The organism is Paenibacillus motobuensis (genome assembly GCF_039521865.1).
Taxonomy (GTDB): Bacteria; Bacillota; Bacilli; order Paenibacillales; family Paenibacillaceae; genus Fontibacillus; species Fontibacillus motobuensis.
The window spans coordinates 167,247-191,544 of sequence record NZ_BAAACX010000015.1 but is presented as its reverse complement, the minus strand read 5'-3'; the positions used below and the strand labels follow the sequence as shown (position 1 = coordinate 191,544).

The window sequence follows — 24,298 nt, the reverse complement described above, 5'->3', positions numbered from 1 at the left end:
AGTTATATAGAAGTCTTATATATGAACAGCACAGAGCATAGCTAATAGCCAACATGCTTGCTCTGTGCTTTTTCATTTCCCCTATAACGCTTGGGGTCTTCTCAATATGATATGTTGTGAGTCAGAGTTAATCCGATGATTTCTGTAAATAAGCTTTGGCAATCGTAAGCAAATCATCCTTGGCAACTCCCTTTGTAGCTTCAATATAATAATTAATGTGAAAATCGCTATTAGGAATATTGTAAATAAAACGTATGCCCTGGCTACCACTTTCGTATGTGGAATACAACATCTCACTACCGTCTACCATAATTGTCTCTGCGGGTGACTCCTCGGCAAGATGTACAGTTACCTTTTCGTTCGTTCTTATGGGCTGAACAAGAATGGTCTGCCCTTCACCCTTATAAGTAGCAATCATGCTCCAAGCCTCTTTGGATACATCCAGCAGTTCCATCGCATATTCTTGTTGAGAATCCCGGGCTTCTTCCGCTAATTGATCTGTCAGCACAGATCTTTCTTGATCAGTAAGCTCATTAGGGCTATATCTCAAGGAACTGCCGACAAAATCATACTTATCTTGGAGCTTATCGAAAATATGTGCACCAGACCCCTTCAGCTCATTGCGAAGTGAAGCAGCATCTGAAAATCCAAATCCTGATCCTCTGACGATATGAAGCTCTCCTTCAGAGTTATCTCCTGCCATATAAATTGCCGCTGCTTGGTCTGGCTGTAACAAATCTTGTCCTAAACCGTATGCCTTCAAGCTGCGTATCTGCTTTTCCTTCGTATTGCCCGGAATGACTGAATCCTCAAATTTCTTCTGTTCATAGACAACATCCCCTTTGCTGTTACTCAATGTGTTCAGATGCGTAGCCGCAAAGGCTGATGAAGCTATCAACAGCGTCCCTAAAGCAACAAGAGTACTCACCTTATATTTAGCAATAAATTTAACGCGTTTGTTCATTTGATCTTCCTCCAATTTGTTCATTACAGATCTCGTTACATCTGCCTCAGGTATTTTGACATTATAAAATATGGTTTTGAGGTCTTGATGATTGTCGTGCTCCATCCGATATCCCCCCTGTAGTATGAGCATGATACTTTCTGAATTTGGCGGCCGTTCGTTCAAATTTCTTACGGAGACTGCTGCTGTTCTGCTGCAGAATTTCACCAATCTCCTTATAGCTCTTATCCTCTACACAACGCAGGATCAGCAGGCTCCGTTCCTCAGGCGTCAGTTTGGACATCGTTCGCAGAACATGCTCGTTGTAGTAGTTATCCTCAATGGCTTGATCTACATGTTGGTTATGTTCATCACTTCGATAGAGGAATGGAAGATATTTAGCAAGCCTTCGCTTGCGAATAATATCAATGCAGGTGTTATAGGCTATTGTGTACAACCAGGCTTCAAAAGGCTTCTCCAGCTTATACTTGCTTAAGTGCCGGAACGCCTTAATAAATACCTCCTGTGTACCATCCTCCGCTTCTGTATGACCCAACATATGGTAACAGTACAAAAAGATCTGTTTCTGGTATCTGCGCATGATCTTTTCAAACTGAGAAGCATCCCCTTTGAGGATATCCGGGATAATCTGATGTAGGTCAATCTCATCCATTTCCCCACTCCTTTCCTGGATGTTTTGATCCTTAATACCATAGTCATTTTTCAAATCAATAGGTCTTCTGATGCGCTAGGTGGAAAAACTACATTATTGCTCTGCATAACATCAGAAGGATCAAGTTCTTTAGGCGCCTGTTTGAACCCCTTCTATTCTGTACTACGCACGAGCCCAACCCTAATGTGACAGCCTCCAGAAAAAAATGAATTTCCATTACACATCCAAGCTTGAATGAATATGACTGCCGAACAAAGGTCTAGGTACTACAATAGACAAAAAAATACCGGATGGAGGATCTGCAGTCAGATTCGTTTCTCCATCCGGTCTTCTTAATTTTAGTTATTCTTCAGTATTCTCCGCTTTCATTAATCCTTGAATAAAGGCTTCAAAGTTGTCGGCCAGCTTGATGATCTTGTTATTGCTCTCACGGTCCACATAGACAACCTCCGGCTCGCCGTCATTTCCAGACGGACGGTAATCCAGCATCACCGCATCGCCTGCGGAAGGACAGTCGCAAATGACTACGCCTATTTCAGGATAGTTGTAGTTCTCAATCATATGCCGGCTGCCCAGTTTTCCGCATAGCGACTTGGGCTTGTCCCGTCCGATTCCGAAAATACCCGAAATAACGATGTAGTCTTTGCCATGAGAGGTTGGCTGCCCTACCGGGTATCGCGTAGCGTGAGGAATCCCTCCATTATGTATCTTCATCATATTGATATAGGATGCGGGCAGCTTGAAGACCAGTTGTTCTTCTACAGAGCTAATCTGCTCGTCTGTGACAGGCTTGGAGACATACTCCTTCGCCTGTTCACTATCCTCCCAGAAGTTGTTCATATCTGTATTCTGTGGGGAATATGAACTATGGCTCTCCGATTCAGCCTCCAACTCTTCATGGGACTCCGGCGTGGATTCTTCAGCAGTCTTACTCGCGATCCACTCCAAGAACTCCAAGGTATCCTCATCTCCTGGATCTAATCTGTCAGCCATCTGAAACTCCTTGCGGGCATCCTCATACCGTTCGAGGTAATAATAGGCTAGTCCAGTGCGGTAATGCCACAAAGGGTCATCCTGGCCTTCTTCGGCGATGGTCAGAAACTGTTCGACTGCCTCTTCATACCGCTCCAGATTATTCATGGCACGGCCTAAGTGACTGGTTAGCTCATAATCTCGATCTTCTGCGGGGATCTCCATAATGGTATTTACGATTTCTTCGAATTCATCTGCTTCATGCAGTTCGTCCAGCTTAGCTATAAGGTCGTCTCTCATCATTTATATACCTCCCAGGGCAATAACTCTAATTATAGAAAGTATACCATTCCAAATAGAATAAAACGAAATTCGGAATGACATTCTGAAGTCATTCATAAATTTACCCAAACCACGTTTAACGGAGCTCAAATCCCAAACCGCCGCTTGTCTTTAATACCAGATGTGCACCCCATTTAAAAATACAAATGAGCCGATCAATGTGATCGGCTCGAACAATTCCCTAAGGTAAATTAAATTATATCTCCTGCTTTTAATAAGAAACTTCCAAACGTCCTCTGAAGAAAAGCTCTGAAGGTTCAACCGCATCCGTCTCACCATCCAGAATTCGCTTAACATCTTCTATTGTTTCATAAAGCGTCAGCCACTCGCCTGTTTTCTTAGTATACGGTTCCGAAACATAGAAAGGCTGACCCAGATAAGCTTCAAGCCTCTCCCCCCGCTTATAAAGCTGTGAATCTAATTCAGATATTTTGTCAAAACCTTGTATGGTTATAAGCGCTTTTAGCTCTCTATAACGACGAAGTAATTTCCTTGCGCGCTGCTGCGTAGCTAAATGAACGGCATCAAGATATGCCCCTTCAAGGACTGTCGATGTAGATACGATTGGATCAATTGCCGGATAAATGTTGCGGCTAATTAAGTCTGAATCAAATCTCCAAAGTGTGTCCAGCGGACCATATGCAGCTTCTTCGTCAGCAACCTCACATTTAATATCTACGAGAGCAATAGTGATCGGCCTAGCACCAGCTTCTTTTAGTCTTTCTCGTAAAGATAGCAATTCACCGGATAGAACCTTACTTCGATCAACCCCAAGCAAGACATCTTTCTCATCACGGAGATCTGCGATACGACTATAAACTTCATCTATTGTGGAATGTGTAAATTCAGATTGTGCTTGAACGTGCTGGATACCAGGAACATCCGAATTCGGATCCCAGAAGATCGTTGCAAACCCACGCTTTTTCATCCTCAGCATAAATTCCGCTAACAACACCAACTGTCCCATATTAGGTCTAGCCACAAAGCCGATCGTACCGCCGCGCACTGCTGGAGCCAGTAAATCCAGAGCTTTAATCCCCGTCTCAATCATCCGTACTCCACTCCCTCTAATAATGAGTTCATCAAGACTACATCCTGCCAAATTAGCAAGTGCCACCAAGGTCCTCACTTCAGCCCGGCCGACTGGTATCTTCCCCGTACATAGGTTAGAAACAGTCGCCGCTCTCAGTCCAGCTTCCCGTGCCGCAGTAGTAAGATTAGGAACACGACGACGCAATAGCGGAACGTTTAGCTGCAACTCTTCATCCATATTTTAGCACCTCCTTACTTTACATAGTAATTATTATTACTCTAAAACGCAATGATTTTTTTGAAAAAACTCTAATCATGTTAACTGCACACAATCCCCATGACGAATCCGTCGTAACCTTTGCTGCCGACCGTCTGAATCGCTGTAGCTGTTATCCGCGGCTCTTCTGCCAACAGCTCATAGAACCGTCTAACTCCTTGTACGCGATCATCCGGGCTGTGTTCATTAATGATCTCGCCATCCCGAATGACATTATCTCCAATAATAACTGTACCTGGATGAGAAAAATGAAGTGCCCATTCTAAATATTTCGGATTGTTAGGTTTGTCTGCATCAATAAATATGAAATCAAACGTATCTACGCCCTCGTCAGCCATTTGAGCTAACTGCTCCGAAGCATCGCCTACCCGCAGTTCAACCATATGACTTAGCTGAGCAAGAGATAGATTAGATTCTGCTACCTGAGCATGGAAAGGGTTGAGCTCCAGAGTCACGATGTGCCCATCGGACGGCAACGCCCTAGCTATCCAGATTGTACTGTATGCTCCAAGTGTACCGATCTCCAGAATCCGTTTTGCACCTTTTATTTGTACTAATAGATTCAATAGCTTGCCTTGAGCTGGAGTAACGTCATACAAAGGCAGCTGAGCCAATCGATTCGCGGCCAGTGTTCTCTCCAGAATTGGGTCATGGGGAATTAAATGCTCCGTAATATATTGGTCAACTTCCTCCCATACCTTCGCTTGATGCACGTTCATCACTCTCCATTTCAAAGATTTAACTTCTCACCTCATTGTACGCAAACTATAATCATAAATATAATATATGTTTATCTATAACCTATATAATGAATATATGAGTCAGAAAGGAGCGTCTGATGAATCTACATGCCCTGCGTTTATTTCATACGGTCGCATCAACCGGAAGCGTAACCCAAGCTTCGAAATTACTGAATATAAGTCAGCCCTCCATTACATCGCAAATCAAGAAGTTTGAGAAGGAATTTAAGATTACCTTGCTGAAGCCCCAAGGAAGAGGAATCACACTGACCGATGCCGGTGAGGAGATTGCGCTGCTTGCTGGAAGGCTCTTTGCCGTAGAACAGCAAATTGAACAATTCGCTGAGCAATACCGCAACGGTACGAATGGAAGCATCCGGATTGCCGCAACCTATTTGCCCGCCCACTTCCTGATCCCCGCCTGGCTCGCCAAGTTCAAGCAGCAATATGAACAAGTAGAGATCATGATTACGACGACCAATTCCAGCGATGCCCTGAAGCAGTTGCTAAATGTTGAGGCGGATATCGCTATTTATGGCGGAATAGACGAGGAATATCCGGACACGATCCAGAAGGAGGAGCTGTTCCAGGATGAGCTATGGTTTGTCGTCGCACCGAATCACCGCTACGCGAATCAGCAAGTGACGCTGTCCGAAATAATCAAGGAACCCTTTGTCATGCGTGAGGAGGGAAGCTCAACCCGGGAGAGATTGTTATCACTATGCCGTACATATAACGTTCCCGTTCCTACGATCTCTTTGCAGTTCAACGGATTGCATGAGGCAATTACAGCGGTCATCGCCGGATATGGCGCGAATTTCGTATCATCTCTGGTCGTAAGAGATTATGTGCAACGTGGAGAATTATCACGGGTATATATCGAGGAGATCCAACTGAAGAATACAATCGCTATTTGCACGCGCAAGCATGAGCCTTTATCGGCTGCGGCGGTGAATTTTATAGAGGTCATTCGGCAGGCTCCCTAATAAAACAACAAAAAGCCACTGCTCTTGTTGGTTACCATGTTCAAATCATGATTCACCAAGAGCAGCGGCCATGTCAGTAGAATTAGGTGCCGCAGTAGGTGCGGTACGGCTTGGTTGTCTCAGGCAAAGTGCTATATTCCACCTGCTCATCCGAGTAGGCATAAGGGTTGGACAGAACAGCCAATAGACGTTCCATGACGCTCAAATCCCCCTGTTCAGCAGCTTCCAAGGCCGCCTCGACCCGGTGATTGCGAGGAATAATGGCAGGATTACTGCTCTTCATCAGCTGGTTTGAAGAATCTCCCGAATCCTGTTGCCGGCCTAGTCTCTCCTTCCAGAGTCGATGCCATTCCGTAAATTCGGGGGATCTGAACATTTCCGCACACTCAAGTTCATTCAATGTTAGTGCTCGGAATGTATTCGTGTAATCTTCACCATACTCCTTCATAAGTTCAAGCAGCCGGTTAACCAATAGTTCGTCATCCTCTTCCTCGTCTGCCAATCCCAGCTTTGATCTCATTCCTTGAAGCCAGTCTGCATGATATAAGTCCATGTAGAGGGACATTCTATCCTGAGCCAATTCAATCGCCAGCTTCTGGTCATCATGCAGAAGCGGCAGCAGTGTCTCCGCGAATCGCGCCAGATTCCAACCACCAATATAAGGTTGATTACCATAAGCATAACGACCTTGTGAATCAATGGAGCTGAATACTGTTTCAGGATCATACGTGTCCATAAATGCACACGGGCCGTAATCGATTGTCTCCCCGCTAATTGTCATATTATCCGTGTTCATTACGCCGTGAATGAAGCCGACGAGCTGCCATTTGGCAATCAGTGCAGCTTGCCGCTTAATAACCTCCTCAAGCAACATGAGGTAGCGCTCCTTATCATCCGGTGCATTCGCCGTTATGTAGGGATAATGGCGTTCAATCGTATAATCGGCAAGCTCCCTCAAATCCTGAACCGTGCCGTAGTTGGCTGCATACTGAAATGTTCCGACACGAATATGACTAGCGGCGATGCGTGTGAGAATAGCGCCAGGAAATTCCTTCTCTCGAGTGACTGGCTGTCCCGTTGTCACTACGGCCAGACTACGAGTAGTCGGGATACCCAGCGCATGCATAGCTTCGCTAATGATATATTCACGCAGCATCGGGCCAAGCGCAGCGCGGCCATCCCCGCCTCGGGAGTAAGGCGTTCTGCCTGGACCCTTGAGCTGGATGTCCAACCTCTCCCCTTGTGGTGAGATCTGTTCACCTAACAGGATGGCCCGGCCATCTCCCAGCATAGTGAAGTATCCAAATTGATGCCCTGCATAGGCTTGAGCAATAGGTAGAGCTCCCTCAGGAACCCGATTCCCGGCAAGTACCGCTATGCCTTCATCGCTTTCCATCGCCGTGGCGTCCAGCCCCAGAGAGGACGCTAACGGATGATTGAGTACAATCAGCTTCGGTGACCGTACCGGGGTTGGATCAATCCGGGTATAGAATGATGCCGGCAATCCGACATAGCTGTTATCGAAATTCCATCCTGTTTGCTTATTCTTCGTCATGGTCTCTCCTTTGCCTAATGTTTTATTTACTGCTCATCAGCGAGTTTAATCATCTCTAACTATTAACTTAATGTTCGCTCCTTTGGATATATTATACCGTTTTCAGCGGGGCAGAGAGAACCTGTCCGTATGATGCGCCATAACTCTTTCCGACTCGATTCAGCGCCTATATGGAGAAACCTCTTGACCTTAGGTCTGACCTAAGGTGTATGGTTGAGATATTCCATCCCTTCCATAGGAGTAATGCTTATGAATAATGAAATTACAATTAGCGAGTTAGCCCGGCTTATGAATGTGTCTGTCCATCAACTTCGTTATTTCGAAGAGAAGGATGTCCTGACACCTGCGTACACGGACCACAATCAATATCGTATGTACAGTATGGATCAGGTCTACCAACTGGCTCATATTCTACTGCTCCGTAATTTAGGAGTGCCTATCCAGTCTATTAAGGAATGCATGACTTCTTATTCTGCCGATCAGCACACACAGCTTCTTCATCAATCATTACAGGAAATAAATACGGAGCTGCTGCGCCTTCAAGGGCTTCAGCAGTTCATAACCAAGGTTCTGCAGGAGCAGCAGGAATTTAAACTGTCGTCTGGCCAGTACCGGATAAAATCGCGGGATACCGCTTATTTATCTCATTGGCTCCAGATAGATGCACAGACGAAGCTTACAGCCAGATCGCTCGCTGAACAAGCTTTACACCTACCTAATTTGTTCGAATCGGATATCTATTATATAGAGAATGAGGCGAATATCCTCACCCTATACACCGAGACGCAAACGCAAGGGCCGGGCGTGCTCACCTTGCCGGGAGGCAACTATCTATCTGCGCAGAGGCAGATTCAAGAAGATGATGAGCTGGAGCAAGTGGTCGAGCAATTTTTCGTCTATGCTGCTGCACAGTCCTATGTTATTGCAGGACCTGTCATTATTATTGAAAAGTCTTACTTATCCCTATTTACTCCAAACGGTCTGCACTATGAACTGCAAGCCTTAATTGAGCCGTATCCAGAAAGGAGCCAGCCGACATGGCAACCCTTATAGCGATCGAACCTATGCAGGCTAAATACAATGCACAGGTCAGCCGATTGCTAGTCTATGGATTCGGTGATAAATTCCGGACGCTCATGAATATGGGAGATGACGAGCTGGCACTTCTTTTCGAACACTTATTGGAGCATTTCCCTTCTGAACCGGCAAGTCAAAGACTGGTCGCCCTGCAAGAGGGGGAAGTTATTGGAACTCTTGGCTTCAAACGCAAGCCGGATCACACTGTGAAGCAAGAGCAAAAACAAAGAGCCCTATCATGGAAAAGCTTTAATAAGGTTAGCAAATGGAGCCTGATAAAATTATTAACCGGATTATATTTATTAGACCATAGACCACAAGTTGGAGAATGCTATGTCACGGACATCGCTGTCCATCCGGATTATCGCGGCCAAGGGGTTGGAAAACTGCTATTACAGCGGGTACAGCATTTTGTACAGACCGAACCAAATCTCTATATTCTAAGCTTGTACGTCGCCGGGAAAAATCCAAGAGCCAAGCATCTGTACGAGCAGCTATCCTTTAGAACCCACTTTCAGGGGACTAGTATAATACGGCAGTTGTTCTTCAAGGAACCAAAATGGGATTATATGCAGATGAAATTTGATCAGTGAAGGAAGGAGAGTCTCAGAGTAGTAATGAAGAAGAAAATTGTAATTCCCCTGCTTGTCATCATAGGTTTACTAGTTGGTGTAGGACTTATTATCTTGAAGCAAAACAGCTTCAACATGGTAGAAAAGTCTATTGAGATCCCAACTCCGGAAGGAAATTTGACAGGAACATTTGTACTTCCCAAGAGCTACGAAGGAAAGCTTGGGCTGGTCTTATTCATCCACGGTGACGGAGCGATTAATGCTTCTCATGATGACGGCTATAAGCCGCTGTGGGAGCGGTTAGCCTCGCTTGGCTACGCCTCCTTATCTCTTAACAAAAGAGGCATTAACGGATCCGAAGGCAACTGGCTCGATCAGAGCATGGATGACCGTGTAGAGGAAGCTAGGCAGGCCATTGCATGGGCTAAACAACAACCAATGATTGATGAGAATCAGATCGGGGTATGGGGAGCAAGCCAGGCGGGATGGGTCATCCCTAAACTCGCAGGCAAGGAGCCTCTGGCATTCAGTCTTATGTTATCCCCCGCTATCAACTGGTTAAGCCAAGGGAAATATTATACACAAAAGCATTTGCAAAAGCTTGGCTACTCCGAAGCAGAAATACAAGACGAAGAAGCTTATAATAAACGAGTAAACCAGCTTCTAGAAAATCATGCTCCTTATGAGCAATATCTGAAGATTGCCCGTAAAGAACGTTTAATAACAGAAGAACACTGGACGTTTGTCAGTAAGAACTTCCTCTCGGACGCAACAGAGGATCTCCGCAATTTCAAATCACCAGTCCTCCTGCTTCTTGGCGAAGAGGATATCCACGTCGATTGGAAGGAAACCGAGACGGTCTATCGCAGCATCGTTAACCCGGAACTGCTAACCGTCGCCGTATTCCCTGACACCGAGCATTCCATGCTAAGCACAAAAACCGCCGATTCGGAGCTCCGGGCCGTGCTCATCAGCCTGTTTGCTCCAAGACAGATTACCGTAAAAGGATATATGGATCAAATTGAGCAATTTTTAAGAGGGCTTCCTAAATAAGCATAGCTGCGGTAATTTCTAAATAGCCGAGTCAGGCCGTCATACAACCAGAGTCATCTATCTGTCCTGCTCTGCTTACCGCTGCTTCCTCCTGAACAATAACGTAATCGCAACCAGCAGTCCTATCCCAGCACTCCCATACAGATTAATGAGCACAACAGGCTTCCCGGTTCCCCAATATAGCAGTACATTCAAAGCAAATGAAACAGCACAAAGTAGCAATATCCATTTCAATACTTGATTTACCATCCCGATCTCTCCTCTCATCTCCTCTATTTCAGCACATCAACATGCTCAATGTTTCGAATCGACATGTATGCGATGGCTGCGCCAAGAAGCGCCATACCAATCGGAACCGCAATGATGGAATATAAAGTGAATCCGTCGACGTTCTGGCAGATGATTGCGACGACAATGAGCGACGATACGATAGTAGCCGGACCAGAATGCTTGCGCATACCGAAGTACAGTGGAATCAGGCTTAAGAAGCTTGTCGCTAGCGCGCCCATGGTGACCTTCAATAACTCTTTGGCTGCAAGAGACCATGTGATCGGCTCTGGAATAATAGATGCGTACAGATTTAATATATAGAAGCCTATACCAACAATTAGATTGCCTACAATAACTGCGACGAACGTAAATAGCATTACAACAAGCAGCTTAGCCGCTATAAGCTTTTTACGATTGATTGGGTACATGAATAACACCGTGATCGATTTGTTACGGAACTCGTCAATGACAATCCGCGAAATAAGAACCGACGCGAATACAATGTATGTCGCACGAACAAGCGTATCGATGACATAGAACGCCATATCATAGTCCACAAAAGGCATCCCATTAGGCACCTCATCAAGCATCCCATCTTCAACAAGACTGACTAAGCAGATAAAACCTATTATTATAATGTTGGCGATCATGGCCGCCCGAATATAAGACCCTATACGAAATTTACGCATCTCTAGCTTCATAAGCTTAAGCAACGATGCCACCCCCATTCAGAATAGATAGGAAGTAATCCTCGAGCGACCCTTTCTTCTTATGGACCGATTCGATTGCCACATCATGCATCACCAGAGTCTTCATTATTTCGCTTTGCGGAATGCTGCAGTCATAAATGCGGACTTGACCTTGATCAGTAACGCGAACATTGGATATTTGCAAGTAGTTTTCAAGCACATAGGCCGCTTTGTTGCTTTCGCCCGTAGTAATTTCGATGTATTCCGTAGTTTGCTTGGCGATATGCTCCATCGAAACCTCCTGAAGCAGCTTGCCATTATTCATAACAGCAACCGTATCGGCAATCAACTCAATTTCCCCAAGAATGTGGCTGGAAATAAGCATCGTGATCCCGTATTGCTTGCTTAGCATTTTAAACAGATCGCGAAGCTCCTTAATTCCTAGAGGGTCGAGGCCGTTAATCGGCTCATCTAGTATGAGCAATTCTGGTTTCGTGACGATCGCCCTCGCGATACCAAGCCGCTGCTTCATGCCTAGTGAGAAGTCCTTAACTGATTTATTATCGATCCCTTTCAAATTCACCAGTTCAAGCGCCTCATCGATTGACTTTTTGTTATGGTAGCCCATATATTCGCAATGCAGCTCCAAATTGTCCCGGGCCGTCAGCTTGTCATAAAAAACCGGAGTTTCGATAATTGTGCCCATCCTCCCCAACTGCCGGTACGACGTATCGGTTAGCCGCTCGCCAAAAATTTCGATCTCGCCTGCCGTCGGCTTCACCAGGTTGGTGATCATCTTCATAACCGTTGTTTTTCCTGCTCCGTTCGGACCAAGCATGCCATATATTTCACCTTGTTTGATGTTCAGATTGACGTTCGATACAACTTCCTTACCCTTGTAGGCCCGGGTCAGTTGCTTGGTTCTTACGATATGCGTCATCGTCGTTCCATGCCTCCTTCGTTCTTTACAAGCCTTATTGTAAGTATCGAATTTGGCTTTTTTCTTACCCGATTCTTACATGTTTCTTAAGTTGCATAAGAAATTCGTTTCAGTCTAACGGTAAACGCCGTTTTTTCGTAAGGCTCGCTATGGATACGGATCGTCCCTTCCTGTGCTTCGACCAGTCTTTTCGTAATCGTCAGCCCGAGACCGCTGCCCTGATAAGATTTGTTGCGTGAGTCCTCCAGCGTATACATCCGTTCGAACACCCGATCCTGATGCAGCTCGTCAATCCCTTTGCCCCGATCCCATATATCCACGTACACAAACTCATCGTCGCCCCGCAATGTTAATCCGACGGCCATTCCCTCCCCTCCGTGCCCAATCGCATTGGAAATTAGATTATTTAGGACACGGTCCAGCGCTTCCTCGTTCCCCCACGCTAGCAGCGGCTTATCCGGGATTTCAATGGCGACTTCGAAGCCTTTGACCGTCAGCGTATCGTAGAAGTTCAGCATGTTTTTCCCGCAAATATCGTTCATGTGAATCCGGGAGAGCGGGATCAGCTTATCCCCCGATTCAAGTCTCGCCAAATCGAAAAACTGGCGGATCAGATCCAGCACCTCGTTTGCCTTGGCATGAACTTTCGACAGCAGAACTTTTCTTTCCTCTACATCCATGTTCGGGTCCAGATTGATCGTCTCAATATAACCAAGCACGACGGTAAGCGGTGTTTTCAAATCATGCGAAATGTTCGAGATCATTTTCCGCATCGACTGCTCCATCTTCAGGAACTCCGCTGCCGTCTGCTGGTTGTGCTCCAGCAAATGATTGATTTCAACCAAGACAGGGATCAATGCGCGGTCGTCTGTAAAAATGAGCAGCTTCTCGCTTGTTCTGCCTGCGATAATTTCTTGCAGCCGGTTGTGGATCTGCACCAGATTGGCGCTTCTCGCTCGATAAGCTCGATACTGGATCGCAACTACTACCATCAAAATGACGACGAGCAATGCTAACGCGATCACCATGTCATTGTCCTTCCCACTTGTAACCGATGCCCCACAGCGTCTTGATATAACGGGGCTCGGACGGCTGGTCTTCGATCTTCTCGCGCAAGCGGCGAATATGGACGTTAATTACATTCTCGTCGCCGTAATATTCGTCGTTCCATATAAATCCGTACAGTTGGGCCTTCGTGAACACACGATTCGGGTTCGTAGCGAACAGCTTCAGGATTTCGAACTCTTTGGCCGTCAGCTTCAGATCAATGCCATGCTTCGAAGCCGAATAATTGTCCAGGTCAATGTGAAGCTCACTGAAAATCAGCATTTTAGACGCGGAAGACGCCTGATTTGCAGCAGCCAATCTGGGATTGGAGTATGTCGTAGCCCGGCGAATTGACGCTTTGATCCGGGCAGAAATTTCAATAAGAGAAAATGGCTTCGCTATGTAATCATCGGCACCGAATCCGAGCCCGATCGCCTTATCGACGTCGCTGTCCTTCGCTGACATAATAAGGATCGGTACCGAGCTATTTTCCCGGATCAGCTTAATCACCTCGATACCATCCAGCTTCGGCATCATAATATCGACTACAACGATATCGAAAGCGCTTTGCCGAAACAGAGTGATTCCGTCCAGTCCATTCAACGCCGCCGAGACGTCGTACCCTTCTTTGGTCAAGTAATTTCGCAGCATTTTAATGATTTCAATATCGTCCTCAATCAACAATATGTTATACGGCATATCGTTCTCCCCTCCAATACAGAAAATTATAGCCCGGGGTAGACGGAATGCATAGACTTTGTGAAGCGAAAATGGCTCTTAGACATTAGGCTATACATTATTCCCCCTCATTGAATAACCTGGCTTATAGCTCTACTCTCCACATTTCTCACGAAAGAAGCGAGGTTACGCCATGGCGAATTCCTATCCAAAAAGCCGAATAATTAGAATTGTCCGCCGCTTCGGCCTGGTCCCGTTGAGCTCAGACCCAGTTCCTTTTACCGAAAGAATGCCGTCGTCCGAGTGCAGACGAAAAGCGGAACCTATGCTGTAAAGCCCTTTTTTCGGAGTTTGTTGCTCCGTTCAGGAACAATGGACCAAATGAAAAAAACCGCAGGCTATATACATCTCTTGATGAATAGTGGCTTCAGTTATATGCCTAAATGGCTCACAAGCCATTCCGGAAGGCTATAGACTTTAGACCAAGGAAGGCCCTTCTACGTAAACGAGTGGATAAATGGGAGAAATATGGACCACGCCGAACGAAAATTGATCTCTTCCTTCTATCGTTTACCTCGGGAAGCTTGGCATGCTGCTCAGTTCCCTCATCGCCCAAGAAGCCGAACCATGTTGGATATCATGGAACAAACCTGGCCCCTTCGATTAAAGGCAATGGATTTTTTAGAGGCATGGACAGATCATTGGGGGAAGGAATGATACGGCAATCACCTGTGCCCCTTCTGCTTAATCAAGCAGAAGGGGCTTTTTTGTCAGATAAGTCCCGTCTCAAAAAACCTACCGAGGTCTTTTTAAGAAGTAAGGCACTTTGTTCAAAGTTATATTAGCGTTCCTAGGCTCGTCTATTTATCGATGATTACATAACGATCTCTACCCGCACCAAGACCGAAAATAAAGAGCAGAACGGATGCGCCGACCAGTATCCATAATGGGAGCGTCCAACCTCCGGTAATATCATGCAAATAACCGAACATTGTCGGACCGATTGCGGCAAGCAAATACCCGACAGATTGAGCCATCCCGGACAGTTCTGCTGCTTGATGGGCATTCTCCGTTCGTAAGCCGAAGAACATCATCGCCAGTCCAAAAGCGAAGCCGCCCCCGATGCCAAGTATGATTATCCATAAAACAATCAAGCCGGAGCTGCCATATAGCAGTCCAAGTGTTCCGGACAGGAGCAGCCCGAACGTAAACGTAACTAACAAGCGCTGATTGCGCATACGCCCGGCGATGACCGGAACGATGAATGTAAATGGAAGCAGCGCAAGCTGCATCACGGAGAGTAGCAGGCCGGATTGATCTGCAGATATACCTTGCTGCTTCAATATCTCAGGTAACCAGGCAATGATGACATAGAATACCATCGATTGTAGTCCCATGAACATTGTCACTTGCCATGCCAGCGCAGAACGCCATAAATTCACATGCTTCCCTGACACCTGGCTTTGCGTATCGACCGCTCCTGCAGTGCTGCGTTTCAGGTGAGGTAGCCAGCCCAAAATAGAGATGAAGCTTAGAATGCCCCACACCCCTAGCGCTCCCTCCCAGCCTAACCCCAATCCGGTTGCCAGCGGAACACTAATTCCGGAAGCAGCGGCCCCGAACAAGTTCATAGAAATGGAATACAGACCCGTCATCAGACCCATTCGTTGAGGGAACTCCCGCTTAATCAGGCTAGGCAGCAATACGTTGCAAACGGCAATAGACAAACCCAGAATGGCGGTACCGAGATAAAGGGGAATCATTCCCGACAATGAACGCAACATAATACCAATCGTCAGAAAAACAACAGAAACCAGTATCATTAGTTCAATCCCTAGCTTACGCCCCAAACGAGGTACGAAAGGCGAAAAAATCGCAAAGGCGAGCAAAGGCAATGTAGTAATCATTCCGGCCAAGGTGTTTGAAATATGCATATGATCACGAATAAGTCCTATTAACGGACCAACCGAAGTTAAGGGAGCTCGCAAATTGGCAGCTATAAACAAAATTCCAATAATGACTGCCCATGCGGCAGTCCTGGGTTCCGATTGAATATGCTGCATACGGCTATTTTGATTTGACGTACTCATGGTGTATCCTCTCCAATCTATGTTACATAAAGTAAATTATAATATATAAAATATATTTATTAGCACATTATAATATATAAAATTGAAATCTGTCTAGCTAAAAAGTATAGTATAACTTACTTTATTGTCTTAAATTAAAGCTATGATATACTAATCCTTGATGTTATTGTCATAAGAAGAGAGGGTAAAATGCCATGGAAGCCGATGATCCAAAACAAGTGGTATTACAGGTTGGAGCCGTCTTAAAAAAGCTTCGCAAAGAGCGGAATATGAGTCTTGGTGATTTAGCAGAACTGTCAGGCGTTAGCAAGCTGACGCTCGGAAATATTGAACGAGGAGAGACGAATCCAACGCTAGGTATGCTATGGAAAATTTCAAAAAGCTTGTCCATTCCTCTCATGGCGTTGTTCTCAACCGGAAGCAGTGTGAGCCTGTCGCGGGCTGGGGAAGGATTAAGAATCGCCGGGGATGACAAGACTTGGGTCGTGGAACCGATGTTCCAAAATGCCAGTGATGAGATTGAGATGTGCCGGGCTTATTTGCAGCCCAACAGCACCTACTACCCGGAACAACATCATTTCAATACAACCGAGATTGTCACTGTGATGTCGGGAGGAATTACAATCACGGTGAATGATGAGCCCTATCACTTGAACCAATATGATTCAATAAGTTTTCGTGCCGACAAAACACATTCCTACACGAATCATTCCGATGATGTTGTGGTTCTCCATATTATTCTAAAATATGGGGTCTAAATCCATTGATAGCGTAAAAAACACCTTCAAAAAAGAATCATCCACTTGTCCAGCATTATGGATCAATTCTATTTGAAGGTGTTGAAACCGGGGACCTCTTTAGCGCCTATTCTTGAGGCTGAAGCTGATACACACGAATCTCAGCATAGGAGTTCCATTGATTCACACTGTTCCCATGCCCGGTGATGCGGATATACTGGGCTTCATGCTGCCTCACATACGTCTTCTCAATATCCAAGCTTTCCCCGCTACTCTGGCCGGAATAGGCTTTATACCAGGTCTGTCCATCCAACGAGGTTTCAATATCATATTTGAAACTACGCTCATTTCCCCGAATAAACGCTATGCCGACACTATTGACCGTCTTCGCTTCGCCAAGATCAAGCATGATCCACTGGTCGCCTTCTGCCCCCCAGTAAGTATTCAGATCACCGTCAAGCGCTTTATCCTCGGTATTTCCTTGATCAGCCTGCGAGGCGCTCGCGGAGATTCCTACAACAGGGAGCTCGCTTAATCGCTCCTCTTCTCCGTTCAGAGGCACTAACTTGTAATTGAAGAAGTAAATGCTCTTGATTTCCGGATTTTGCAGTGAAGATACGATCAGCTTCGTTATACCCGGAATCTCATCAGCAGAGATCACCTGTACATCATTCAACGTCTGATCATACGTGAATTCCAGCACCGGTACATCCGTACGGTCAAGCGGTAGTTGAATATCATAGCTGAATTTATGCTCATTGAATTCGGCTAACGGTGCTCCGTCTATGCTGGCGCTTTGAATAACTGGAATGATGAGTTCACCGTCTGAAATGCTCCAGTTATCGAGCGGGACACTGTTAACGATCAGGTCCGTATCCTCTATCGAACCAACGACGTGTACCATCGTTACCGTCAGCCTCATTTCCTTGACTTGATCCAGCTTAACAAACAGCTTGCGAACCCCGATATTCTGGTTCTGCTTAGAAGGGTTAGGAGATTGCGGCAGTGGTTTTGCATCCATCACATCAAATCGCACATCAATCGGCTGTCCCGCCCCATCACGAGCATCACTATCCAGTCCAACCCAGAGCTTCTCTCCGCCCTTACTAAAGATCGCAGACTTGCCGTCAGCACTGACTTGAATGTCAGCCTCTGTATGCATGAACCAATAGGCTGTTGAAGGGTTCAAGAATGATACTTCATCTTGAACTGTAGCCCTCGTTCGGTTCGAGGCGAGCATCACGCCCCGCTTCGCTTGAGCAACATACCTGTCATATGCTTCTGTCAAATTAGCAATTGCAAATCCGCCAGACGGCTTGCTCTCCACCTTCTCGATCTTGGAGAATGCCTTAATGTTCTGCTGTGCGTCCCCATCAGGGTTGATTACCAATGTGTTATGCCCCTCTGGGTTCAAGCGATAGTAAGTTAGGCGTTCTTTGTCATAATTTGAATAGCCCGGCAGATTATAATCATCCTTGCCTAGATCAATCGCCCATTGCTGCCCCAAGGACTCAAATACGAAGCTGCCCAGGTCATAGTGCCCGTGGCTGACTACATTATTGCCTGCTTTGAAGCCTAAGAAGCTTGAATTGGGATCCTCCCATTTGCTTCTGAATGTAGCTACTTCTGTTCCGCTAAAATATTGATCCAAATCCAGCGTTTGCCCAGGGATATAAAGAGCCGGATCATACCATAGCATCTCAAATTCGGAGCCAGCATTCCTAAATTTGATCTTGTTATCCAGATGAACAGAGGCTAACAATCGATCCCCGTATTTCTTCGCGATCCACAGCTCTTCAGCGGACATTACCTTGTTGCTCGACGCATCGCCGTAGTTCAGTGCGCCAACCGCTCCACTTAAGTACGTCGGGAAATATGCAGTCTTGTTCAGACCAGGGGTCTGGTCATAACCATAGCTTGTCCCTAATGCGGTCTCCAGCGAAGAAATGAACCGAACAATATACTCTAAAGTGTATTTCCAGTAGCTCGGCCCCTCCGCCCATGCTCCGTCAGGTGTAAATTCCAATAGAATAAAGTCTTCCAGCGCGTTGAATGCGGTATCCAATATCTTGCCACCAAATTGCTGCATCGTTACGTTCTCTTTGGATGGCAGTAAGATCTCCCTATCTAGATCACCGATAGCCATCAGAGTGAGAATTGAGGCTCCATTACATACCGCATTCCAGTTATTCGTTCTTGGATACGTATGAATCCACCATATATTTCTGTTATAAGCCTCCAATGTTTTAACGAGACCCTTCTGAATCATCGCATCCTCAAGAATCAGTCTCTGCTCTGGAGTCCATTCGTCATACAGCCAGTCGTAAGCAATTGCTAACCCTTCCATAAACTCTGCCGTATTCAGAAATTCATTCTCTTCATTCCAGTTCGGGAACTGCGACACCGTGTAGACTTCGTCCCAGATCCGCTGCTTATATTGCTCCTTCTTCACAATATCATCGCTAAGATGATAGAGCATTCCCAGATTAATCACGAGCGGCCCTACCTGTCGTGAGCCGATCATTCGACGGCCATCCGGTAGATCATCCGTAGGCAAGGCCATATTCAGATGCTTCTCGCCCTGCTTCTGAATATCCTGATACCACTTACTGATCGTAGCCTCTCCAGACTGAACCATCGATTTCACCCGGGCAAAGTCGGATGAAGTCGCCAGAACTCTTGGGTGAGACGCATTGTTGCTCAGCAACTGAGCGACGGCGTCCTCTCCGGTTGGTCTATCATAGACGATCTCTTTGATAGCTTCCTCAATAAAGAACTTCTCATTATTCTGAGGCTTGATGCTCTCATCCACCTTATCTAACGCATCGTCAAACGGTTTAGCCTGATCGCCGATGACGATAAGCCCCCTGCCTTTATAATCCGTGTACACTTGTTTATGAAGGAGAGTTCCTGCCAGATCTAAAGGAACCAACACATCGTCAGAAGTAACCTGAATATGCGGATTGGAGTTGGCTATATCCTCACTGATCTCCACATCAACACCAAAAAATTGACCTGCGAATCGAAGCGGTACAAGGACTTCTCCCTCAACTTTTCGCGGTACATTCTGCTCACTAATCGCATTAACGGCTCTCACATTATCCTTCAGCACATTGGGGCTATTCACGACCATAGCTAAAGCCCCCGCCAGGCGATTTGTAACGGAAATACCTAGGTCATTGTCAAAGTCCATTAACGAATCCGGTACATTTAGTTCCTGCAGTTCTTCCATCGTTTTCAACTCAGTACCGCTATATACCCTCATATTATCCAGCAATGTTGTAAAGTTCTTATTACCGGTGACATCTGTTGTCAGATCCGCTGGTAAGCTTCGCTTGGCCCGAACACGGACGTAATTAATACCCGCTGCGTTGCTGGTGTTCTTCAAGGTGATCGAATCTATCTTTTTGACTCCGTCTACATAGACAGAAGTGGTCTGCACAGCAGATTGATAGTTGATCGCAAAGGAAAGCCGGTGCCACTGGCCCATATTCAACGGTATTTTGTTGCCTTCCACTTTTAAGATGCCATCGGGCCCTATGCTTCCGAGCGTAATGCCTTTATTGCCGCTGTCTTTTATTTCGAAGAATCGGCTTCCATTGGAATCTAGCAGCTTGATATCAAAATCAAGGATGAGTTCGCCTGTTAAGTCATCCGTGCCAAAGCGCTTGGCGAGGCCTACATCAGGTTGATCCGCTACAGATTCATTGATCCGCAGCGATACGCTGGTCCCATTGGGGGCCGTATATTCGTCGTTTAAGGCTCCACTTGATTTCTTTACGTCGGTGATGCCTGTCATTTCAAACCCGCTCGGTGGAGCACCTGTCTGGGTATAATCCTTGAAATCCTGACATAAGTACACCTGGATTGTAGAGGCTGCATGGGCTGGAAATACACCCAGGATTCCACTCATCCCTAAGACAATACTTAACAAAAGACTAGTGCATCGGAATATCCTTTTTTGCGAACTCATCCTCATTTACCCTCCCTATACTGGTTTACTAATGGTCATATCGTTGTCCGTAATCTCTATTACATATCGGTTACCATAGTTGAATGAATAACGGCCATCACTATCTGTCTGAATTTTCACAGCTGGTATACGATCGCCCTGGTAAGGGACCAGCACAGTCAACAAGTTCACTGTACCGCTGTAAGTCCCTTGAAACCGGACCCTTGTAGCTTCTCTTGCAATATCATTCACATCGGAGAGCCTTCCCGGCAGAAGCTCCACTTCCTCCTTGCGACACGTGTATATAGCAAGATTCGCAATATCACTCGTAGCGATGACACCCTCCGACACTGCCTCTACTTCTGTATAATCCAAATGGAAGTAGCGCTGAACCTTGTTATGCTCTAACCCTCCCACCCGATCTGCAACCACAAGGAATTGATTATCTACCAAAGCCATATGACGATAATGTACCATCGGCTCATAATTCATATGGTAAGCGCTTGCGACTTGATAAAAGCCCCGGTCTTCCACATGGTAGACCGCTCCGACTTTCTGGGGACCAAATTGAAATGAACTTATATATTCAAAATGATCTCTCCCATCGATCAGAAGAGTGGAGTGGTAACTGGAGCTTTTAAATTGCTTACGATCCTCATCCTCTCGATAGCAAAAAATACCTGGATCGCAAATCATATCTTTTCCCAATGCAGTGAAATCAAAGCTCATGAGATCAATATGCGCATGGGCGTTTTTAATCGGACTTCTACATGTGAACAGGAAACTCAGTGCCTTGGAGTCCCATCCGCTACGAATAATGGCTTGATGGAGCGTTCGGTTCCAGAAGGTTGTCGACTGATCAGACTCATAATGCTTGCCTTGAAGGGACTGCAAATCCTCAAAGAACCGCTGTACATCCAAGGCACGCCAAACATGCTTACTAGCTTCATGGAGTATCTCCCGAATATCAATCAAATTGGTAGCCAGCCCTAGCCATGTTAGATCATCCAGAGCCATGTAGCCATAAACCGCCCCCATAATTGCTAGATTGTTGGCATGCGAATCTCCAACAGGCACACACTTTCCGGTCGGCCGCAAGGAATAAATCGAATAGTCGAGATTCCTACGAAACAGCTCCATATACTGATCTGAGAACTTGAAATGGAAACGCTTGGCCAGTACAACTGCGAGTCCAAACCAGAACATGCAGCCATTATGATAAGAAGGACAGCCCTCAATTTGGCCGCCGTCTTCGGTCAACTGCGCTAAGCAGCATCTCTCGATCCCATCAATCGCGAAGGATTTCCACTCTTCGGCTTCGCGCAGCTCCGGGAAATATAATGCAGTTGTCAGTATACCGAGACATTCCATTAGAAAATGATTATGGTCCGCCTTAGGCCATAGGAGCGGTGATACCTTGCGCAAGATCTTTGTTTGCGTGTAGACAGCCCCTAAATACTGCTCCAATATCGCCTCTGTAAATAATTTTGTATGTCCCAGATGCTCCAGTATGAGTGGCCAGGTCTTATAGTTTCGGATACCTAACTCTAATGCCCGCAAAGGATGACACTCCTCAAAATAACTGAGGGGGTAATCCATCAGCTCTTCACCAATCTCAACCGTCCCGATCCAATCCAGCATCTCTTCAATGACTTTGCGTCCGTATTTCTCATCATATGTCAAGGAATACGCCTCTAATAAATCCTGCCAATGAGTCATGCGATTCAGCTGCCAGAGGAATTCATGGTCATTATGTCTAATCTCCAGCCAGCAGGGGGGATTGCCTATGAATTCCCGTACTCCGCCCGTGCCTGGGAGTTTAAGAAATCCCCAATAGGCTTCCTCGGCATTAGTTATCGTCTCTCGTACAAGCTCAGGCATGTGCTCAAAAATGTACGCACTCTTGTTTGTCATCGGCTCTAATCGGGATCGAAGATTGCTTAACAACTGCCCGGTTGATATCGGCTCTTTCAACAAAGCTTGTATATTCATCTTTGTTTCTCCTTAAATAGGCTGTAGAGTATGTCATCTACAGCCTATTTGCGCTTGTCTATTTTTCTTTCATCTCTTCGACATACCGATCATATGCAATCTGGTTAATTTCTACGAGACGACGTGCATCCAGCTTCTCAAGCTCTTTGACGAAGCCCGCATGATCCACTGGCTTCGCACCCAGAATCCACTGTTGGGTTGTCTCGGCAATATAAGTATCAATCTTAGGAGAAATCTTCTGAATTTCCTTTTGCTCTTCCGAAGTAAACTTCAAAACAGGGAACTTATCCATGAACACTTGTTGTTCTTTATAAGCATTGATGCCTTCCTTGGCCAGAGGCAATGTCCACTGCTCTTCGTAGAAGTAATCTTGCTGGAAGCCGAAGCTGGATTGAGCTCCTGTCTCACGAATCACGTCAACTGGCGCTTTATCAGACTTCATTACTTTATCGGTGAATATCGGCTTGCCGTCAACCATCGTATACGTATCGCCCTCAATACCGAAGTTGGCCATTCGTCTGCCTTCTTCTGTGAACCAGAAGTCAAAGTATTTAATCGTAGCTACCGGGTCAGGATTGCTGTAGGAGATTCCCCAACCGAAGTTTCTAGCGCGATCCCGCTTGGAAGGCTCCTTCACCTTGCCGTTTACGTCTGCCGGCGGAAGCATAGGATTAAATTGGAATCCATCGATCTTACCCTCTAGTTGCTCATTATAGTTACCTGTTGAAGCGAAGAAGTCATGGGTTAAGCCGCCAACGTTGTCAGCAAGCAGAATATCTCTCGCCTTGCCTCCGCGAGTGAAGATCTCTTTGTCGATGAGACCTTCCTTATACCATTGCACCATGTTCTCCATAGCAACACCATATTCATTCTCCAGTGGCCCATATATCACTTTGCCATCAAATACCCGATAGCCAGGATATCCGTTCCAGAGTGCCATAAGGCCTTCAATACCGAGGGAAGTATTTCTGTGGAAGAACCCGACCTCGTCCTTTTTGTTATTGCCATTCGGGTCATCATTCACGAATGCGGTTAGCACATCATGCAGTTCATCAACATTCTTCGGTTCTTCCAGTCCCAACTTCTCTAGCCAGTCTTTACGGATGAACCACCCCTTCTCTGCTTCTCCATCCTGGATAAATGGAATGAACCAGATCTTTCCATCTATATCCGAAGCCGCGCTCCTTACGTCTGGATTGTCTTCTAAAAATTTCTTCAGATGAGGAGCATGTCCATCAATCAAATCATTCAGTGGGAGGAAGGCTCCTTCAGGACCAAACTTCAAGAAATCGCTAGACAGCGCTTGCATAATATCAGGAAGCTGATTCGATGCCATGACGACACTGAACGTTTCTGTGAAATCAGACACCGTGTTCGGCAATGTGCCCTCCAGTGTAACATTCGTCATCTCTGCTGCCTTCACGAAGATCGGCCAATCATTTTTAAATACACCGGATTCCTTCGTTCCCAGATGAACTTTTAGTTTGAGCGGCTTCTCCGAGGCCAAGTATGGATTCTGATTACTATCCTGTGCTGCCTCTGCTACTGGTGCAGTTTCCTCTTGTTCTTTCGGCGATGAGGATGAGGAGCACCCTACCAGAGCCCCTGCCAATAATGTTGTTGCCGCTAAAATACACAAAATCTTCTTCAATTTCATGATTGTCACCCCGATTTAGAATAT

At 46.0% G+C, this 24,298-nt stretch carries 20 protein-coding genes; 5 read left to right on the top strand and 15 right to left on the bottom strand.

Going from position 1 to position 24,298, the window contains the following annotated elements; translation table 11 throughout:
* Positions 1-127: 127 nt before the first annotated feature.
* From ABD014_RS16855 to ABD014_RS16835, 5 genes are all read right to left on the bottom strand, one after another.
* The gene (locus tag ABD014_RS16855; RefSeq protein WP_343863008.1) at positions 128-964 is read right to left on the bottom strand and encodes a hypothetical protein; all 837 of its coding nucleotides are present in this window, start codon (positions 962-964) and stop codon (positions 128-130) included.
* A gap of 61 nt (positions 965-1,025) precedes the next feature.
* Positions 1,026-1,616 carry an RNA polymerase sigma factor gene (locus tag ABD014_RS16850; protein ID WP_343863007.1) on the bottom strand — a complete coding sequence of 197 codons (591 nt, stop codon included), beginning with the start codon at positions 1,614-1,616 and terminating at the stop codon, positions 1,026-1,028.
* A gap of 342 nt (positions 1,617-1,958) precedes the next feature.
* Complete coding sequence (locus tag ABD014_RS16845) at positions 1,959-2,888, bottom strand: SMI1/KNR4 family protein (RefSeq protein ID WP_343863217.1); 930 nt, start codon at positions 2,886-2,888, stop codon at positions 1,959-1,961.
* A gap of 253 nt (positions 2,889-3,141) precedes the next feature.
* On the bottom strand, positions 3,142-4,200 hold the full coding sequence (locus ABD014_RS16840; RefSeq protein ID WP_343863006.1) for an ATP synthase beta subunit C-terminal domain-containing protein: 1,059 nt from the start codon (positions 4,198-4,200) through the stop codon (positions 3,142-3,144).
* Between the two features lie 80 nt (positions 4,201-4,280).
* Complete coding sequence (locus ABD014_RS16835; protein WP_343863215.1) at positions 4,281-4,958, bottom strand: O-methyltransferase; 678 nt, start codon at positions 4,956-4,958, stop codon at positions 4,281-4,283.
* Positions 4,959-5,077: 119 nt separating this feature from the next.
* Between ABD014_RS16835 and ABD014_RS16830 the strand changes: the two genes are divergently transcribed.
* Entirely contained in the window at positions 5,078-5,965 is an 888-nt protein-coding gene (locus ABD014_RS16830; RefSeq protein WP_343863005.1) for a LysR family transcriptional regulator, read from the top strand.
* 82 nt (positions 5,966-6,047) lie between these two features.
* Here ABD014_RS16830 and ABD014_RS16825 read toward each other — a convergent pair whose 3' ends face one another.
* Complete coding sequence (locus ABD014_RS16825; RefSeq protein ID WP_343863004.1) at positions 6,048-7,520, bottom strand: protein adenylyltransferase SelO; 1,473 nt, start codon at positions 7,518-7,520, stop codon at positions 6,048-6,050.
* Between the two features lie 249 nt (positions 7,521-7,769).
* On the opposite strand from ABD014_RS16825, the gene ABD014_RS16820 reads away from it, so the two are divergent.
* From ABD014_RS16820 to ABD014_RS16810, 3 genes are read left to right on the top strand one after another with little or no spacing between them, the layout of a single operon-like run.
* On the top strand, positions 7,770-8,573 hold the full coding sequence (locus ABD014_RS16820) for a MerR family transcriptional regulator (protein WP_343863003.1): 804 nt from the start codon (positions 7,770-7,772) through the stop codon (positions 8,571-8,573).
* Complete coding sequence (locus ABD014_RS16815) at positions 8,558-9,190, top strand: GNAT family N-acetyltransferase (protein WP_343863002.1); 633 nt, start codon at positions 8,558-8,560, stop codon at positions 9,188-9,190. Before ABD014_RS16820 ends, ABD014_RS16815 begins: the two co-directional genes overlap by 16 nt.
* Positions 9,191-9,214: 24 nt before the next feature.
* Complete coding sequence (locus tag ABD014_RS16810) at positions 9,215-10,222, top strand: alpha/beta hydrolase family protein (protein WP_343863001.1); 1,008 nt, start codon at positions 9,215-9,217, stop codon at positions 10,220-10,222.
* Between the two features lie 75 nt (positions 10,223-10,297).
* On the opposite strand, the gene ABD014_RS16805 is transcribed toward ABD014_RS16810, so the two are convergent.
* The 6 genes from ABD014_RS16805 to ABD014_RS16780 form a co-directional block, all read right to left on the bottom strand.
* Positions 10,298-10,471 carry a hypothetical protein gene (locus ABD014_RS16805; RefSeq protein WP_343863000.1) on the bottom strand — a complete coding sequence of 58 codons (174 nt, stop codon included), beginning with the start codon at positions 10,469-10,471 and terminating at the stop codon, positions 10,298-10,300.
* 23 nt (positions 10,472-10,494) lie between these two features.
* Positions 10,495-11,214, bottom strand: a complete 720-nt coding sequence (locus tag ABD014_RS16800) for an ABC transporter permease (protein WP_343862999.1) — start codon at positions 11,212-11,214, stop codon at positions 10,495-10,497.
* The gene (locus tag ABD014_RS16795) at positions 11,198-12,121 is read right to left on the bottom strand and encodes an ABC transporter ATP-binding protein (protein WP_343862998.1); all 924 of its coding nucleotides are present in this window, start codon (positions 12,119-12,121) and stop codon (positions 11,198-11,200) included. Before ABD014_RS16795 ends, ABD014_RS16800 begins: the two co-directional genes overlap by 17 nt.
* Positions 12,122-12,207: 86 nt before the next feature.
* Entirely contained in the window at positions 12,208-13,149 is a 942-nt protein-coding gene (locus ABD014_RS16790; protein ID WP_343862997.1) for a sensor histidine kinase, read from the bottom strand.
* Position 13,150: 1 nt separating this feature from the next.
* A complete protein-coding gene (locus tag ABD014_RS16785; protein WP_343862996.1) occupies positions 13,151-13,867 on the bottom strand; it encodes a response regulator transcription factor in 717 nt (238 codons plus the stop codon).
* A gap of 839 nt (positions 13,868-14,706) precedes the next feature.
* Complete coding sequence (locus ABD014_RS16780) at positions 14,707-15,909, bottom strand: CynX/NimT family MFS transporter (RefSeq protein ID WP_343863213.1); 1,203 nt, start codon at positions 15,907-15,909, stop codon at positions 14,707-14,709.
* 221 nt (positions 15,910-16,130) lie between these two features.
* Here ABD014_RS16780 and ABD014_RS16775 point away from each other — a divergent pair, with 221 nt between their 5' ends.
* Positions 16,131-16,694 (top strand): helix-turn-helix domain-containing protein, encoded by a 564-nt coding sequence (locus ABD014_RS16775; RefSeq protein WP_343862995.1) that lies wholly within the window; start codon positions 16,131-16,133, stop codon positions 16,692-16,694.
* Positions 16,695-16,800: 106 nt separating this feature from the next.
* Here the strand turns inward: ABD014_RS16775 and ABD014_RS16770 are convergent, their stop codons facing one another.
* Genes ABD014_RS16770 through ABD014_RS16760 form a run of 3 tightly spaced genes read right to left on the bottom strand, consistent with a single transcriptional unit; the run spans position 16,801 to position 24,274 of the window.
* Positions 16,801-20,646 (bottom strand): discoidin domain-containing protein, encoded by a 3,846-nt coding sequence (locus ABD014_RS16770; protein ID WP_343862994.1) that lies wholly within the window; start codon positions 20,644-20,646, stop codon positions 16,801-16,803.
* Positions 20,647-20,661: 15 nt separating this feature from the next.
* On the bottom strand, positions 20,662-22,617 hold the full coding sequence (locus tag ABD014_RS16765) for a heparinase II/III family protein (RefSeq protein WP_343862993.1): 1,956 nt from the start codon (positions 22,615-22,617) through the stop codon (positions 20,662-20,664).
* A gap of 58 nt (positions 22,618-22,675) precedes the next feature.
* Positions 22,676-24,274 carry a type 2 periplasmic-binding domain-containing protein gene (locus ABD014_RS16760; RefSeq protein WP_343862992.1) on the bottom strand — a complete coding sequence of 533 codons (1,599 nt, stop codon included), beginning with the start codon at positions 24,272-24,274 and terminating at the stop codon, positions 22,676-22,678.
* Between the last annotated feature and the right edge of the window lie 24 nt (positions 24,275-24,298).